Genomic DNA, 13,335 nt, shown 5'->3' on the forward strand with positions numbered 1-13,335 from the left:
TTCTGCCGATTTGACGATGTCCACCATCATCGGGCCCCAGTTCCAGACCGCACCCACCAGCCAGCCTTCTGGTGCAAACTGGCTGGCATCGGCGTGATAGCCCACGGAGTAAACGCCCCGGCGCTCAGCGACCTGCACGTAGTTGATGGGCGAGTCAACGTGACCGGTCAGTACATCAGCGCCGTCGCTGATCAGCGCTTCTGCGGCTTCGGCTTCTTTGGTGGGGTCGGACCAGTTCGAGGTCCAGATCACCGAGGTTGTAACGTCCGGGTTCACGCTCTGGGCACCCCGGGTAAAGGCATTGATGTTACGCAGCACCTGAGGGATCGGGTGGGCTGCGATAAAACCCAGTTTATTGGTTTTGGTGGTCAGGCCTGCGGCAACACCGGACAAGTACATAGCCTGATCGATTTCGGCGAAGTAGGTCATCAGGTTGTCGGACGTCTTGAGGCCGCCGGAGTGGGCAAAATGTACCTCGGGATACTTCTCCGCCACTTTCAGGGCATGATCAAGGTAGCCGTAGCTGGTCGGGAAAACCACTTCAACACCGGAGCGAACCATGCGCTCCATGACACGCTGTACATCGGCGTTCTCTGGAATATTCTCGAAATGAACGGTTTCCACATCGTCCATGTGTTCTTCCAGATAGAGACGGCCCTGATCCTGGGCGTAGTTGTATCCATAGTCAGATTTTGGTCCAACGTAGATGAAGCCGACTTTGGTGTCGGCGGCAGCTTGGACACTGACCGCGAGGATTGAGGTTGCTAGCAGGGTGCGGATCGCTTTTCTCATAATCATTCTCCGTTTGATGGTTTTTTAAGTCGGTTATCGGGCACTTTGGAATACCACCCTGAGACCGGCCGGCATGCCGCCACCACTGGCACGCAGGCCGCGGTAGCTAAGCATCAGCACGCTCAGGGGAATCAGATAGGGAAGCGTTGCCAGGAGGTAGGGCGAGATGGGTACTCCCCAAGACTGCAGTTTCAGGTTTAGGGCTTCAGAGGCCCCGAACAGCAGCGCTGCCGGCAATGCGTACCAGGGGTTCCAGCGGGCAACAATCACCAGGCCGACGGCCACCAGCCCCCGGCCTGCGGTCATGCCCTCTACCCAGTTGGCGGTGTAGTCCACGGCGAGCGCGGCACCGGCAAAACCTGACATCAGCCCTCCGAAACCTATGGCGGCTAACTGGTAGGGCACCGGGTTGTGGCCCAGATTGCGAGTGATTTCCTGGGATTCACCGGTAGAACGCCAGCGCAGCCCGGTACGGGTGCGGAACAGGAAAATGGATATGGCCGGAATCGCCAGCAGAGTGATCAGTACAGTGGGAGTTATGGGACCCAGGAACTGGCCCAGCAACGGAATATCGCTGACGAAGGTATGATTGAGGTTGCCAAGGGCGTCGATCTTGTTGCCCACGAAGGGAATACCGTAGTAGGCACTGAGCCCACCTCCGAGAATCAAAACGGCTACCCCGCTGGCAATCTGGTTGGCCCGACAGCCAAGCACCAGAATGGCGTGAACCATCGACAGGGCGATGCCCGCACAGCATGCGGCGAGCACGCCCAGCCAGGGGTCGCCGCTTATGGAGGCCACCGCAAAGCCGGTCATCGCCCCCAGCAGCATCTGGCCTTCCACCCCAAGGTTGATAACGCCGCTGCGTTGAGTCATGGCTTCACCCAGAACGACTGCCAGTACCGGGGTGGCACTTCGAAGGGCAGCAAAGAGCAGGGTGAGGAGTTCAGTTACAAACGATTCCATACAGTGTCCTTTGAATAGCTGTCGGGCCTGGCGCGATCAGGCCTTGGGGCAATTGGGCCACAGGCTGGCAACAGCCAGCACGATGATGAACAGCAGCGCCTGTAGAATATCGGCGCTGGCCTTGGGGAGCTGGGCGTACAACTGGAGCGAGTCGGCAGACGCCAGAAGGCCCCCCATTAGCACCGATAACGGGATAATGCGAAGGAAGTGCTGGCCGGCGAGCCAGGCAACCAGGAAGCCTGTCATGCCGTAGCCGCTGGCAAGACCGTCCTGCAGGCGGTTCTGGATCACCGAGGCTTCGGCGATACGGGCGAGGCCGGCCAGCAGCCCGCCGATGGCCATCACGATCAGCACGTTGCGTTCATAGGAAATGCCGGAGGTGGCGCCCACGCGCGGATTGCTGCGACTGACCTGGAGACCCAGTCCCCAGCGACTGCGGGTCACCAGAATGTGAAGGATGATGGCCGCAACCACTCCGAATATCAGTCCCATGTGAACCCGGGTATCGAAGAACTGGGGCAGGATGGCGCCTTGCGGGAACTCGATGGTGGCCGGCCAGCCCAGTGAATTCGGGTTCTTCCAGGGACCATGGACCACAAAACTCACCAGCAACACGCCCACGTAGTTCAGTAGCAGGGTTGAGATGGTTTCGTTGACACCAAGACGGGTCTTGAGCAAACCGGGGATGACGCCCCAAAGGGCGCCGCCTGCCATGGCGCCAATCAGCATGAGCGGCATCAGCAGCCAGCCGGGCTGGTCAACGGCGGCCAGCACGGCGCCCGTGCCGAACAGGGCGCCAAGGTAGAGCTGACCCTCGCCACCTACACTGATCAGACCGAGTCGGGCAGGCAATGCGACGGCCAGTGCCGTCAGCAGAATGGGAGCGGTCTTGACCAGGGTCTCACTGAATGAATAGCCATCGCCGAAGGCCCCCATGACCATTTCCTGAAACAGGGATATGGATTCCCGGCCATTGATTGCAAAGAACGTCAGTGCCGCCAGCACAAACGTGGCCGCCATGATTAGCACTGCGCCGGTGGGGCCTCTTAGCAGTCGTAGCCCGAATCTGAAGGCCGGTTGGGTGGTTATTGTCATGATGCAATTCTCGCTTGAGGTTCAGCGGGTGCGGGGTCAGCGGTGGGAAGGTGTTCTCCGGTCATGGCCCGGCCGATGTCTAGGCGATCGAACTGGCCCGGGTTGAACAGTCCCGAGATTCGTCCGCCCTGAAGTACTGCAATCCGGTGGGCGTAGGACATGAGGTCATCGAGGTCCTCTGAAATCCATAGCACGGCTGCGCCCTCGCGGGCTTTTGTGAAAAGAGCCTGATAAATGTCATGGGCAGCGCCAGCGTCCAGTCCCATGGTGGGGTAAGCTGCGACAATCAGATCCCGCGGGCCTTCCAGTTCACGTCCGACCACCAGTTTCTGAAGGTTGCCTCCGGAAAGTTGTCCGGCGGCCAGCGCCGGATTGTCAGGACGAACCTGATAACGGCGGATGATGTCCCTGGTCTTTTCCTCTTCCGGGCCCCAGGCAGGAAAGAAACGCAGTTGCCGGAAATGGGACAGAGCCACGTTGACGGTCAACGACAGATCGCCGGCCACCGCGTTCACGGCCGGTTGCTCAGGTATGTATGCAACCCGGTCAGAGGTTTTCGGGGCGCGGCTGGCGGACTGGAGTACCACGCCATCAATAATGACTTCGCCACGGAAAAGCGGGACCAGGCCAACCAGCGCGTCTGCCAGCAGATGCTGGCCGTTGCCGGAAACCCCGGCAATACCAAGGATCTCACCCGGCCCGATATCCAGGCTGATGTTGTCAATGGACTGGACGCCATGGTTTGCGTGGAGCCCACGAAGACTGATTCGTGGCGGCTTGCCAGTGAGGTCGGCATTCCGATGTGTGTCGATGTCGGAACGTTGACTGCTGTCGCCCATCATCAGGCTGACCAGTGAGGCCTCACTGCAGTTCTCTCTGGTCAGAGCCTGTACCATTTTGCCGGCACGCATCACGACCACCCTGTGGGCGCAGGCCATGACGTCCTGCATTTTGTGGGTGATAAGGACAATGCTTCTTCCGGCTTCGGCCATTTTCCGGATCAGCTCCCAGAGTCGTTCCGCTTCCTGTGGTGGCAGAACCGACGTCGGTTCATCCAGTATCAGAACCTTGGCATTAAGATTCAGAACCTTGACCAGTTCCAGCAGTTGGCGCTGGCCCACGGAAAGATCGCGTACCAGGGTGTTGGGGTCCAGGCCGGGCGCGAGTTCCTCCAGGTAGGCGAGAACGTTCTGCTGAGAGGTGCCTTCGCAAAACAGCCGGCGGAACGTCCAGAAGGGTGGTTTGGGGTAGGCCAGTAACAGGTTGTCCCGAACCGACAGTGCCGGCACCAGATTGAACTGTTGGAAGACCATGCCGATGCCCAGTGACATGGCCTTCTGCGGGGAGTCGATGAGGGTTTCACGACCGTTGACAATAATGCTGCCTTCGTCCGGTGTATAGAGTCCGAACAGCATCTTCATCAGGGTGCTCTTGCCGGCGCCGTTTTCGCCGAGCAGGGCGATGACTTCTCCCTCGCGGATATCCAGCGAGATGCCATCATTGGCTGTGACCTCTCCGAACCGCTTGGTGATGTTGTAAAGCTGAATCTCCATGGAACCATGCCTTGGCTAAAATCTTTGTTGTACACAAGGTTGCATGGTTCATGCCACGTAGCAAAGAGGTGCATGGTTCTGGCAAGGAATACAGTTATCTTCCTATTTGGTGTTGAAAAAGCGTGCAAAAACATAATGTTGGTTGCATCACGATGGTGCGCGTATTGGTGTATATGCATTGCTTTGGTGCAGCGGAAGGTTCTCGATGGCGTGTCATAGTGATTGAAAATCAATGGGACTTGGATAAGATGTATGCAACGAGATGACAAGGAAAGAATCGTGAGTGAATCATTCAGGAAAGGAACCACTGGCAGCATCTACGAGACTTTGCGTCAGAGCATCATGAATCTGGAGCTTTATCCGGGCAGCCGGGTTACTGAAACCGAGCTGGCTCAGCACTTCGGGGTGAGCAGGACACCGGTTCGGGAAGCGTTGCAGCGCCTGGCGGTGGAAGGCTACCTTACCATCCGCCCCAAGCACGGCTGTTACATCCTCCAGCTCGACGTATTTGAGCTGGCGGAATATTACGACGTCCGGGTTGGTCTGGAATTGGAAGGTATTGCTCTGATGGGGCAGCGTATTCCCTATCGGGAGGTGGCGCAGCTGGCGGAGGATTGGGATCCCGAGCAGGCCCGTTATGGCATGTCTGGTTCCGAAGAGTTCAAGGACGCAGAGGAACTGTTCCATATCAGGCTGGCCGAGCTCTGTGGCAACCCGATTCTGGTGCAATACCTGCGCGACGTTAACAATCATATTCGGATCGTGCGTCGTCTGGGCCTGCCGGACCAGGACAGTGTCATGCAGACCTACCGGGAGCACCACGAGATCTGCCAACGTATCCTGGCTAATGATATGGACGGCGCAGCCGTAATGTTGCGGGCCCATATCCACGAAAGCCAGGCAAAGAGCCGGGAAGTAACCTTGGCCCAACTGCAAATGCGCCGGCGGGAGCGGGCCTTGGGGACCGATGCCGGTTCAGACTCTGCAACGCCTGGCACGCTTCCTGCTAATTAGCTTCCGACATTATCTAAACACCATGTGAGAGGAAGCGTAATGAGCGGATTTGGTGGTTTGAACAAGTCCCCGAACGGGGTGGTGATCGGTCTGGTGCAACTGCAATTACCCGATGTTGCCACTCCGGAACAACTGGCAGCCCAGACCCGCCGGGTATGTGAGCTGGTGGGGAAAGCCCGTCGGCAGTCTCCGGTGATGGATCTGGTGGTGTTCCCTGAGTACTGCCTGCATGGTCTTTCGATGAACATTGATCCCGCCATCATGTGTGATCGTGACGGCCCGGAGATGGATGCTTTTCGGGAAGCCTGCCGTGAGCACGACATCTGGGGCTGTTTCTCCATTATGGAGAGCAATCCCGGAGGGAACCCCTACAACACCGGTGTCATTATCGATAACACCGGCGAGGTGCAGTTGTTCTACCGCAAGCTTCATCCCTGGGTGCCGGTGGAACCGTGGGAACCGGGCAACCTGGGAATCCCGGTTTGCGATGGGCCCAATGGCAGCCGTCTGTCACTGGCCATCTGCCACGATGGTATGTTCCCGGAAGTGGCGCGAGAGTGCGCCTACAAAGGGGCGAACATCATGCTGCGGACCGCAGGATACACGCCACCCATCCGTCATGCCTGGAAGATCACTAACCAGGCGAACGCGTTCTGCAATCTTATGGTCACTGCCAACGTCTGTCTGGCCGGTACAGATGGTACTTTCAACTCCATGGGTGAGGGGATGGTGGTCAATTTCGATGGCGTGCCTATGGTGGAAGGCAGTGGCTTTGCAGACGAGATTATTACCGCGGAAGTGCGGCCAGATCTGGTGGACGAAGCCCGTATTCACTGGGGTGTCGAGAACAACATTTACCAGCTCGGCCATCGTGGGTATGTGGCGGTAAAGGGCGGTGCCGGAGATTGCCCGTATACCTTCATGCAGGACATGGTGCGGGGCGAATACCGGTTGCCATGGGATGATGATGTCAAAGTGGTGGACGGCAGGGACTTTGGTTTCGCCCCTCCTGAGCGCAAGTATGAGTCCGGTCAGGAGTAGCCTCTGATTTGATGATCTGGCGGGCCGGGAGTTACTCCCGGCTCTGCAGCCTCCGCACTATATCGACCGTGCTTGTCACCTCACCGAATTCGTAGGCAAAGGTGGTCAGGGCGACCTTCTGAACCTCGTCTGCAGTAACGGCCCCCCAGCCAAGATCGGGATAGGGCATGGCGGCGCTGGCATCGCTCAGCGCGATAACCTTGTATTCCCGGTGAACGGCGTCGCGAATGGTGGTGTCACAGCAAACATTGGTGACGGTGCCACAAACGATCAGGGTGTCCACATCCCTGGAACGTAGAATGGTGTCCAGGTCGGTTCCGTGAAAGCCGCTGTAGAAGAGTTTGTCCACCACCACATCTCCGGTCAGTGGCGCAAGCTGCCCGATAATCTCAACCATGGGGTTGTCACGCGCCAGAACCTCGTCGACATCCGGATACATATCGCTCATGCGCCCGGTGTCACTGCCGTCACCGCGAACGATGTGACGCAGATAGACAACGGGGACGCCGTTCTTTCGGCAAACGTCGGTCAGTTGCTGAATTCGTGGCGTGATTGCTGTTGTCGATGGAACGTAAAGATCGCCTTCGGGCTCACAGAAGACTCGCTGCATGTCTACCACAATGAGGGCGGTACGACTCGTGACGACCGGCCAGGCGTATCTGAGTTTCGGCATGTTCAGGCTTCCTGTTCGTGGCTCGGGCCCTGTTCGCGATGAATGGCGTAAGGTCCCCAGGCCTGCCGCACCGGCACCATCTCCACCCGATTGATATTGATGTGGTCGGGCAGGTTGGCGATGTGGGCGATCTGCTCGGCAATGTCTTCGGCCGACAACGGCACGGTTCCCTCGTAGACGGAGTTCGCTGCCGATTTGTTACCGCTGTTGCGAACCACCGAAAACTCGGTTTCGGCAATGCCCGGGGCCAGATCGGTGACCCGCACCCCGGTGCCCAGGAGGTCACAGCGCAGGTTGTAGGAGAACTGTTTGATAAACGCCTTGCTGGCGCCGTAGACATGACTGCCGGGATAGGGCCACTCACCGGCGGTGGAGCCGATATTGATGATGTTGGCTCCGGCGCCTGTTTCGATCAGCGTCGGCAGCAGCGCATGGGTCACATTAACCACCCCGGTGATGTTGGTGTTGATCATGGTGTGCAGGTCGGAAAGCTGAACATCCTGCATGGCAGCCGGTGCCAGTGCCAGGCCGGCATTGTTGACCAGGGTATGGATCTGGCGAAAACCTGAGGGCAGCGAGGCAATCGCCTGTGTCACCGCTTCGGCATCCTGGACATCCAGTTTCAGGGGATGCACCGGTGCCATGGATCCAAGTTTATCGGCCAATGCGTACAGGCGCTCTTCCCGGCGGCCGCAGATAACAATGGACCAACCGTCGGCGGCAAACCGTCGGGCCGTGGCGGCGCCAAAGCCGGAGGTTGCACCGGTGATAAACAGAGTCTTGCTCAATGTATTCTCCTGGTGATCAGTAGGGTATCTGTTCTGCGCCGGATCAGGTGCGCTCTTCCCGTATGAACGGTGTCCCCAGGGCACCGGGCTGACTGTTGCTGTCCCGCTTTGATGCTGCCACCCAGATCATGACGCCCAGGGTGATGGCGTAAGGCGCCATAAAGACAAAGTACTGCGAAAGCTTGATACCGGAAGCCGCCAGTTGGGGGATCAGAGCTTCGATACAGCCGAACAGGATCGCTCCGGCCAGGGCTTTCCAGGGGGACCAGCGAGCGAAAATGACCAGTGCGACGGCAATCCAACCCCGACCTGCGGTCATATTCGAAATCCAGAGTTTGGTGCTGAGAACCGCAATGAATGCGCCGGCAAGACCAATTAACGCGGCTCCGATCACGATCGCCGCCAGCCGGTAAGCCAGTACCGGAATACCGGCAGCGTCTGCTGCTTGCGGGTTCTCGCCAACGGCACGCATGCGCAGACCAGGGGTTGTGCGATTCAGGGCCCAGACGGAAACCAGGAAAATCACCGGTACCAGATAAACGACGGGATTCTGAATGAAGAACCGGCCGAGGTAGGGCAGCTCGGAGAGTGGCCAGAAGGCAATGGCTTCAAGTCCGGGGACAGGCTGGTTGGTCCAGCCCATCAGTGTTCCGGTCAGGGTGGTCAGGCCCTGGCAGAAGAACACCAGTACCAGACCCGAGATTACCTGGTTCATGCGCATGACCAGCACCATCAGTGCAAACAGCAGGGAAACCACGCTTGCGGCAATCATGGCCATGATCAGCGCCAGCGCGGTGTGCTCGAAGGTCAGGTAGGCGCCGATGCCGGCAACGGCCCCAACCAGCATCAGGCCCTCGGCGCCCAGCGCCAGAACACCGGATTTCTCGGTGATGATCAGTCCAAGGGCCGCGAGGGCAAAAGGAACGGCAAATTCAGGGATGTTACCCATCCAGCTCGTAATCAGGTCCATGATCAGTCTCCCCCCTGCACGCGGCGAATACGATGTCGAATAAAGAAATCTGAAGAGGCGACGCAGATCACCAGTACGGCCTGGATCAGTTGCACCATGGCAAACGGGATCTGGTAGAACACCTGAAGGCTTCTGCCGGCGACGAACAGGGTGGCAATCAGCAACGCGGCACAGGTGGCCGCAATGGGATTATTCCGGGCCAGAAACGCGATCAGAATGCCGGAAAAGCCATAGCCCACGTAGAAGGAATGGGTGAGGCGACCCTCCTGGCCCGCAGCGACCATAAGGCCAGCCAGCCCCGCCAGGGCTCCGGAAAAGAGCACCGCCATCAGGATGGTCCTGGCGACGGGGACCCCGACCGCACTGGCGACTTTGGGGCTCTTGTCCACGAATCGCAGATAAAGACCGGCACGGGAGATGTTGACGAACCAGAGTACGAGCAGGGCAATGCCAATGGCGATGGGAATCGACAGGCTGAGTCCATTGCCCAGCTCCGGCAGAAGCTCGAAGCTTTCATACTTCGGAGAGTAGGGGAACGCGTCTTTGGGGTCTTTCCAGGCGCCGTACATCAGGTGCAGCAGCACGTTGATCGCGATGTAGTTGAGCATCAGGGTCGAGACGATTTCATTGACCTGCAGCTTGAGCCGAAGCAGCACGGGGGCAACCGCCCACAGCAGCCCGCAGGCCATGGCGGCGGCGATCATCAGTGGCAGACGCATGCCCGGGGCGCCGATATCCCACATGGTAATCGCCGTGGCGCCGATGGCCCCGAAGATCATCTGGCCTTCCAGGCCCAGGTTCCAGAATTTTGCCCGGAACGCCAGGCAACCGGCCAGGCCCACCATGATCAGCGGTGAGGCTTGAAAGAGCACGGAGGTCAGGCTCTGGGTGTCGAACAGAGTGAGGATTACAAATTCGTTCAGCAGCTCGCCTGCAGGGACCCCTGCGACCACGAGAATGGTGCCGGAAATCAGCAGGCCCAGGATCATGGAGCCGGCCAGGATCAGTGCCTGCCAGTGCCAGGCCATCTGCTGGCGGACTTCCAGGGTATATCTGCGCTTGATCAACGGTCGTTGTAATGCAAATTCAGACATGGTTCACCATTGCTTGGCCAATGGCCTGACGATCGGCAGGCTGTGAAAACTCGGCCACGATACGTCCGGCGGACATGACGCCGATCCGGTCGGCCATGGCCATGACTTCGTCCAGATCCTCGCTGATCAGGAGCACCGCTGCACCATCATCCCGGGCCGCACGCAGACGTTCCCTCACGGCTTCGGTCGCTTTGACGTCGAGGCCCCGGCTGGGGCTGTGGGCAAGGACGAGCTTGGGGGGATGGCTGAACTCCCGGGCGATAACCAGCTTTTGTGCGTTGCCCCCGGACAGCAGTGCCGATTTCTGTTTCAGCGAACGAACGCCCTGGACATCGAACTGCCGAACGGCTTCTGCCGCGTCCGCTTCGATGGCCCGGGTTTTCAGATACCAGAACGGGCCGTATCGCCCGGAATGGATGTCACCCAGGGCAAAGTTGTCGGCGATGGAGAGCGGGCCGGCAAGCGCAGAACCATAACGGTCCGCAGGAATGGCGGCGACACCGATGGCGCGGCGACGGGCGGCATCTAAGTCGGCCAGATCACCCTCGCCGATCAGCTCCATGGTGCCTTCGACATTCTCTGGAATGCCCATCAGGGCGTTCGCCAGTTCGCTCTGGCCATTGCCGCCGACGCCGGCAATGCCGTAAATCTCGCCCTTGTTCAGGGTCAGGTCCAGACCATTCAGGGCCCGGTGGCCACCGGTGCTGGAAAGACCTTTGACCTTCAGATAGGGCGCCCCGGGTGTATGTTCTGCTCGCGAGACACTCTGTTCCGGCGCCGATTCGCCCACGGTCAGACGCACCAGTTCGTCCACGGATACCGAATCGGGTTTCAGGCTTTCGATGGTCCGCCCCGAACGCATGATGGTGACCTGATCGGCATAGCGCAGCACGTCATTCATCTTGTGAGTCACGAGGATGACAGCAGCGCCCTCGCGGGCAAATCCCTGCACGGTAGTGAGCAGGCGTTCGGCTTCTTCCTCGGTAAGCACTGCGGTAGGCTCGTCCAGAATCAGTATCTTGGCGCCGGCCAGCAGAACTTTGAGAATTTCCACGCGCTGCTGTTCAGCGATGGAAAGTTGATCAATGCGGGCGTCGGGATCAATCCCGAATCCGATGCGGTCCGCCATGGCGCGGATGTCGTCAGACACCCGGCGCAGGCGTTCCCGGTAAAGTCCGCTGGTCTGGAGATGGCTCAGGTTCAGCAGGATATTCTCGGCAACCGTGAAGGGCGTCACCAGCTTGAAATGCTGGTGAACCATTCCGATGCCGAGTTTCGCCGCTTCTTTCGGGCCTTTGAGTTTTACCGGGTTGTCATCAATGAACAGCGATCCGCCTTCGGGGCCATAGAGGCCGGCCACGATGTTCATCAGGGACGACTTTCCGGCTCCGTTTTCGCCCAGCAGGGCATGAACTTCGCCCCACCTGGCGGTGAAGTCAGCGTCGGACAGGGCCTTGAAACCGTCGAAGGTCTTGCTGACGCTGCTCAGCTGGATCGCGTTCTGTTTACTCATTGCTGTGTTATCACTCCGTCGACAAACCAGTCCATCTGCCAGAGAGCGCCGTCGGATACGACTTCGCCTTCGGCCGCGCGAACCGTGCCGTTCTGGTCTGTCAGCGGGCCGGCATAAACCTGCAGTTCGCCTTTCATCAGCTTCTCGCGGGCCGCCATGATCTTGGCTTCTTCCTCCTCATCAATGTTGGGGCCACAGCAGGCGATGTCGGTGCCGCCTTCTTTCATGGACAGCAGCGCACCATGGGGGGCTGGTACCCAGTTGCCGGCGATGATTTTCTCCAGCTCGGTTTTCAGGAAGCGGTCCCAGACCCAGACCGACGAGCAAACCGTGGCCTTCGGTGCGAACTCGCGGAAATCACGATGGTGCCCTGTGCCGTAGACGCCGTTCTCCTGGGCGACCAGTTGCGGTGTCGGGGTATCGACGTGCTGGCCGATGACATCGGCACCCTGATCGATCAGGGCTTTGGTTGCAGAGCGCTCTTTGGTGGGATCGTTCCAGGCGCCGGTATAGACCACGGTAACGGTCGCGTCCGGGTTCATTTCCCGGGCACCCATGGCATAGGCGTTGATCGTCCAGTTCACGACGCCGAACGGGTTGGCGGCGACGAAGCCGAGCTTGCCGGATTCAGACGCCGCGCCGGCTGCCATGCCGCAAAGGTACTGGCTTTCGTAGGTTCGGCCATAGTACGACAGCAGGTTGGGACCGTTGGTGGTGCCGGAACCGTTCAGGAAGGCGACGTCCGGATAGTCTTCGGACAGCGACTTGAAGGTATCGGAGTAACCGAATGCCGTACCGATAATGATGTTGGCGCCACGCTTGATAAAGCGCTCGACGGCCGGACGGATGGCGGAAGCAGATTCCGGAACGCTTTCCACGTACTGGATCTTGATATCCAGTTCCTCTTCCAGGCGCTGGCGGGCTTCATCAAACGCCTGGGTCCAGCCGCCATCATTGGTCGGAGAGATATAGAGCATGGCGATCTTTGGTTCGTCTTTGAGGGTGAGGCCCTCAGCGTGAGCGGTGTTCAACAGGCCCAGGTAACCGGCCAGTGCAAAGCAGGCACTGAGTATGAGTTTTTTCATCTTGGTACTTCCTTTGGTTGGGAAAGGCGGTTTTACATCATGTGATTGATTCGGAAGACGTTGCCTTCAGGGTCCAGCAGTACAGCCTGGTACCAGTTGTAATAGGTGGTGTAGGGCTCTTTGATGAGCGTTGCACCGGAGGCAAGGGCTTGGGGCACGTACTCGTCCACCTCTTCCTTGCTGTCCACATCGATGTTCAGCAGGAACTTGCACCCTTTGGTGTCCGAGTAGTCATTGAGTTTGAGCAGTTCGTAGGCGTCCAGCGCGTTGAAACCGATGCAGGAGCGCCCGGTATCCAGGCCGCGGAAGATGGGGGAGCGGATCTCAGGGATTTCCTTGAATCCGAACAGATCCCGGTAGAAAACGCTCAGGGCTTCTATATCTCTGGCGAAAACATTGACGTAAGAGAGCGTGCCCATTTCAAGCCACCTCCTGAGTGCCACCAAAGGTGGTCTGTTTGACGAATTTCGACTTCAGGTGATCGCCAGAGCTGACCGCCGGGTATTTGCCTTTGCCATCTTCGTCCAGACAGCTGGGTAGGCATTCGATCATGGCGTCGTAGTTTGGCTGGTGGAAAAAGACGATGGACTGGCGTGGTTCGGTGGCCTCGGCGTCCATCGGCGGATTGACGACACGGTGCAGGGTTGAGATCCACTGGTCATTGGTCCAACGCATCATGAGGTCACCAATATTGACCGCAAAACTGTCTTCAACGTAAGGCACGCTGACCCAGTCCCCGTTCTGGTTGCAT

At 58.8% G+C, this 13,335-nt stretch carries 14 protein-coding genes; 2 read left to right on the forward strand and 12 right to left on the reverse strand.

Annotation, left to right across the window (positions count from 1 at the left end):
* The 4 genes from B2W52_RS06905 to B2W52_RS06920 form a co-directional block, all read right to left on the reverse strand.
* On the reverse strand, positions 1-792 hold a 792-nt coding region (locus B2W52_RS06905; RefSeq protein ID WP_286802111.1), incomplete at its 3' end, for a BMP family ABC transporter substrate-binding protein.
* A 33-nt stretch (positions 793-825) separates the two neighbouring features.
* The gene (locus B2W52_RS06910) at positions 826-1,758 is read right to left on the reverse strand and encodes an ABC transporter permease (RefSeq protein ID WP_273072954.1); all 933 of its coding nucleotides are present in this window, start codon (positions 1,756-1,758) and stop codon (positions 826-828) included.
* A gap of 36 nt (positions 1,759-1,794) precedes the next feature.
* Positions 1,795-2,853: an ABC transporter permease gene (locus tag B2W52_RS06915; protein ID WP_286802113.1), complete on the reverse strand. Its 1,059-nt coding sequence runs from the start codon at positions 2,851-2,853 to the stop codon at positions 1,795-1,797.
* Entirely contained in the window at positions 2,850-4,406 is a 1,557-nt protein-coding gene (locus B2W52_RS06920; protein ID WP_273072951.1) for an ABC transporter ATP-binding protein, read from the reverse strand. Before B2W52_RS06920 ends, B2W52_RS06915 begins: the two co-directional genes overlap by 4 nt.
* 279 nt (positions 4,407-4,685) lie before the next feature.
* Here B2W52_RS06920 and B2W52_RS06925 point away from each other — a divergent pair, with 279 nt between their 5' ends.
* Both B2W52_RS06925 and B2W52_RS06930 read left to right on the forward strand, forming a co-directional pair.
* Positions 4,686-5,420 carry a GntR family transcriptional regulator gene (locus tag B2W52_RS06925; RefSeq protein WP_273072950.1) on the forward strand — a complete coding sequence of 245 codons (735 nt, stop codon included), beginning with the start codon at positions 4,686-4,688 and terminating at the stop codon, positions 5,418-5,420.
* 39 nt (positions 5,421-5,459) lie between these two features.
* Positions 5,460-6,461 (forward strand): formamidase, encoded by a 1,002-nt coding sequence (locus B2W52_RS06930; protein ID WP_273072947.1) that lies wholly within the window; start codon positions 5,460-5,462, stop codon positions 6,459-6,461.
* Positions 6,462-6,492: 31 nt separating this feature from the next.
* Here B2W52_RS06930 and B2W52_RS06935 read toward each other — a convergent pair whose 3' ends face one another.
* From B2W52_RS06935 to B2W52_RS06970, 8 genes are all read right to left on the reverse strand, one after another.
* The gene (locus tag B2W52_RS06935; RefSeq protein ID WP_273072945.1) at positions 6,493-7,134 is read right to left on the reverse strand and encodes a cysteine hydrolase family protein; all 642 of its coding nucleotides are present in this window, start codon (positions 7,132-7,134) and stop codon (positions 6,493-6,495) included.
* Positions 7,135-7,136: 2 nt separating this feature from the next.
* Positions 7,137-7,922, reverse strand: a complete 786-nt coding sequence (locus B2W52_RS06940) for an SDR family NAD(P)-dependent oxidoreductase (protein ID WP_286802118.1) — start codon at positions 7,920-7,922, stop codon at positions 7,137-7,139.
* 43 nt (positions 7,923-7,965) lie between these two features.
* Positions 7,966-8,892: an ABC transporter permease gene (locus B2W52_RS06945; RefSeq protein WP_273156748.1), complete on the reverse strand. Its 927-nt coding sequence runs from the start codon at positions 8,890-8,892 to the stop codon at positions 7,966-7,968.
* A 2-nt stretch (positions 8,893-8,894) separates the two neighbouring features.
* On the reverse strand, positions 8,895-9,986 hold the full coding sequence (locus B2W52_RS06950; RefSeq protein WP_273072939.1) for an ABC transporter permease: 1,092 nt from the start codon (positions 9,984-9,986) through the stop codon (positions 8,895-8,897).
* Positions 9,979-11,499: an ABC transporter ATP-binding protein gene (locus B2W52_RS06955; RefSeq protein ID WP_273072937.1), complete on the reverse strand. Its 1,521-nt coding sequence runs from the start codon at positions 11,497-11,499 to the stop codon at positions 9,979-9,981. The genes B2W52_RS06950 and B2W52_RS06955 overlap by 8 nt, the downstream gene beginning before the upstream one ends.
* Complete coding sequence (locus B2W52_RS06960; RefSeq protein ID WP_273072936.1) at positions 11,496-12,584, reverse strand: BMP family ABC transporter substrate-binding protein; 1,089 nt, start codon at positions 12,582-12,584, stop codon at positions 11,496-11,498. The genes B2W52_RS06955 and B2W52_RS06960 overlap by 4 nt, the downstream gene beginning before the upstream one ends.
* A gap of 32 nt (positions 12,585-12,616) precedes the next feature.
* Positions 12,617-13,003, reverse strand: a complete 387-nt coding sequence (locus B2W52_RS06965; protein WP_273072934.1) for a VOC family protein — start codon at positions 13,001-13,003, stop codon at positions 12,617-12,619.
* Between the two features lies 1 nt (position 13,004).
* Positions 13,005-13,335 (reverse strand): 2OG-Fe(II) oxygenase family protein (locus B2W52_RS06970; protein ID WP_286802123.1); only part of this gene is annotated, 331 nt, incomplete at its 5' end.

The sequence above is a fragment of the Marinobacter sp. UBA2498 genome, assembly GCF_002341575.1.
Lineage (GTDB): Bacteria > Pseudomonadota > Gammaproteobacteria > Pseudomonadales > Oleiphilaceae > Marinobacter > Marinobacter manganoxydans.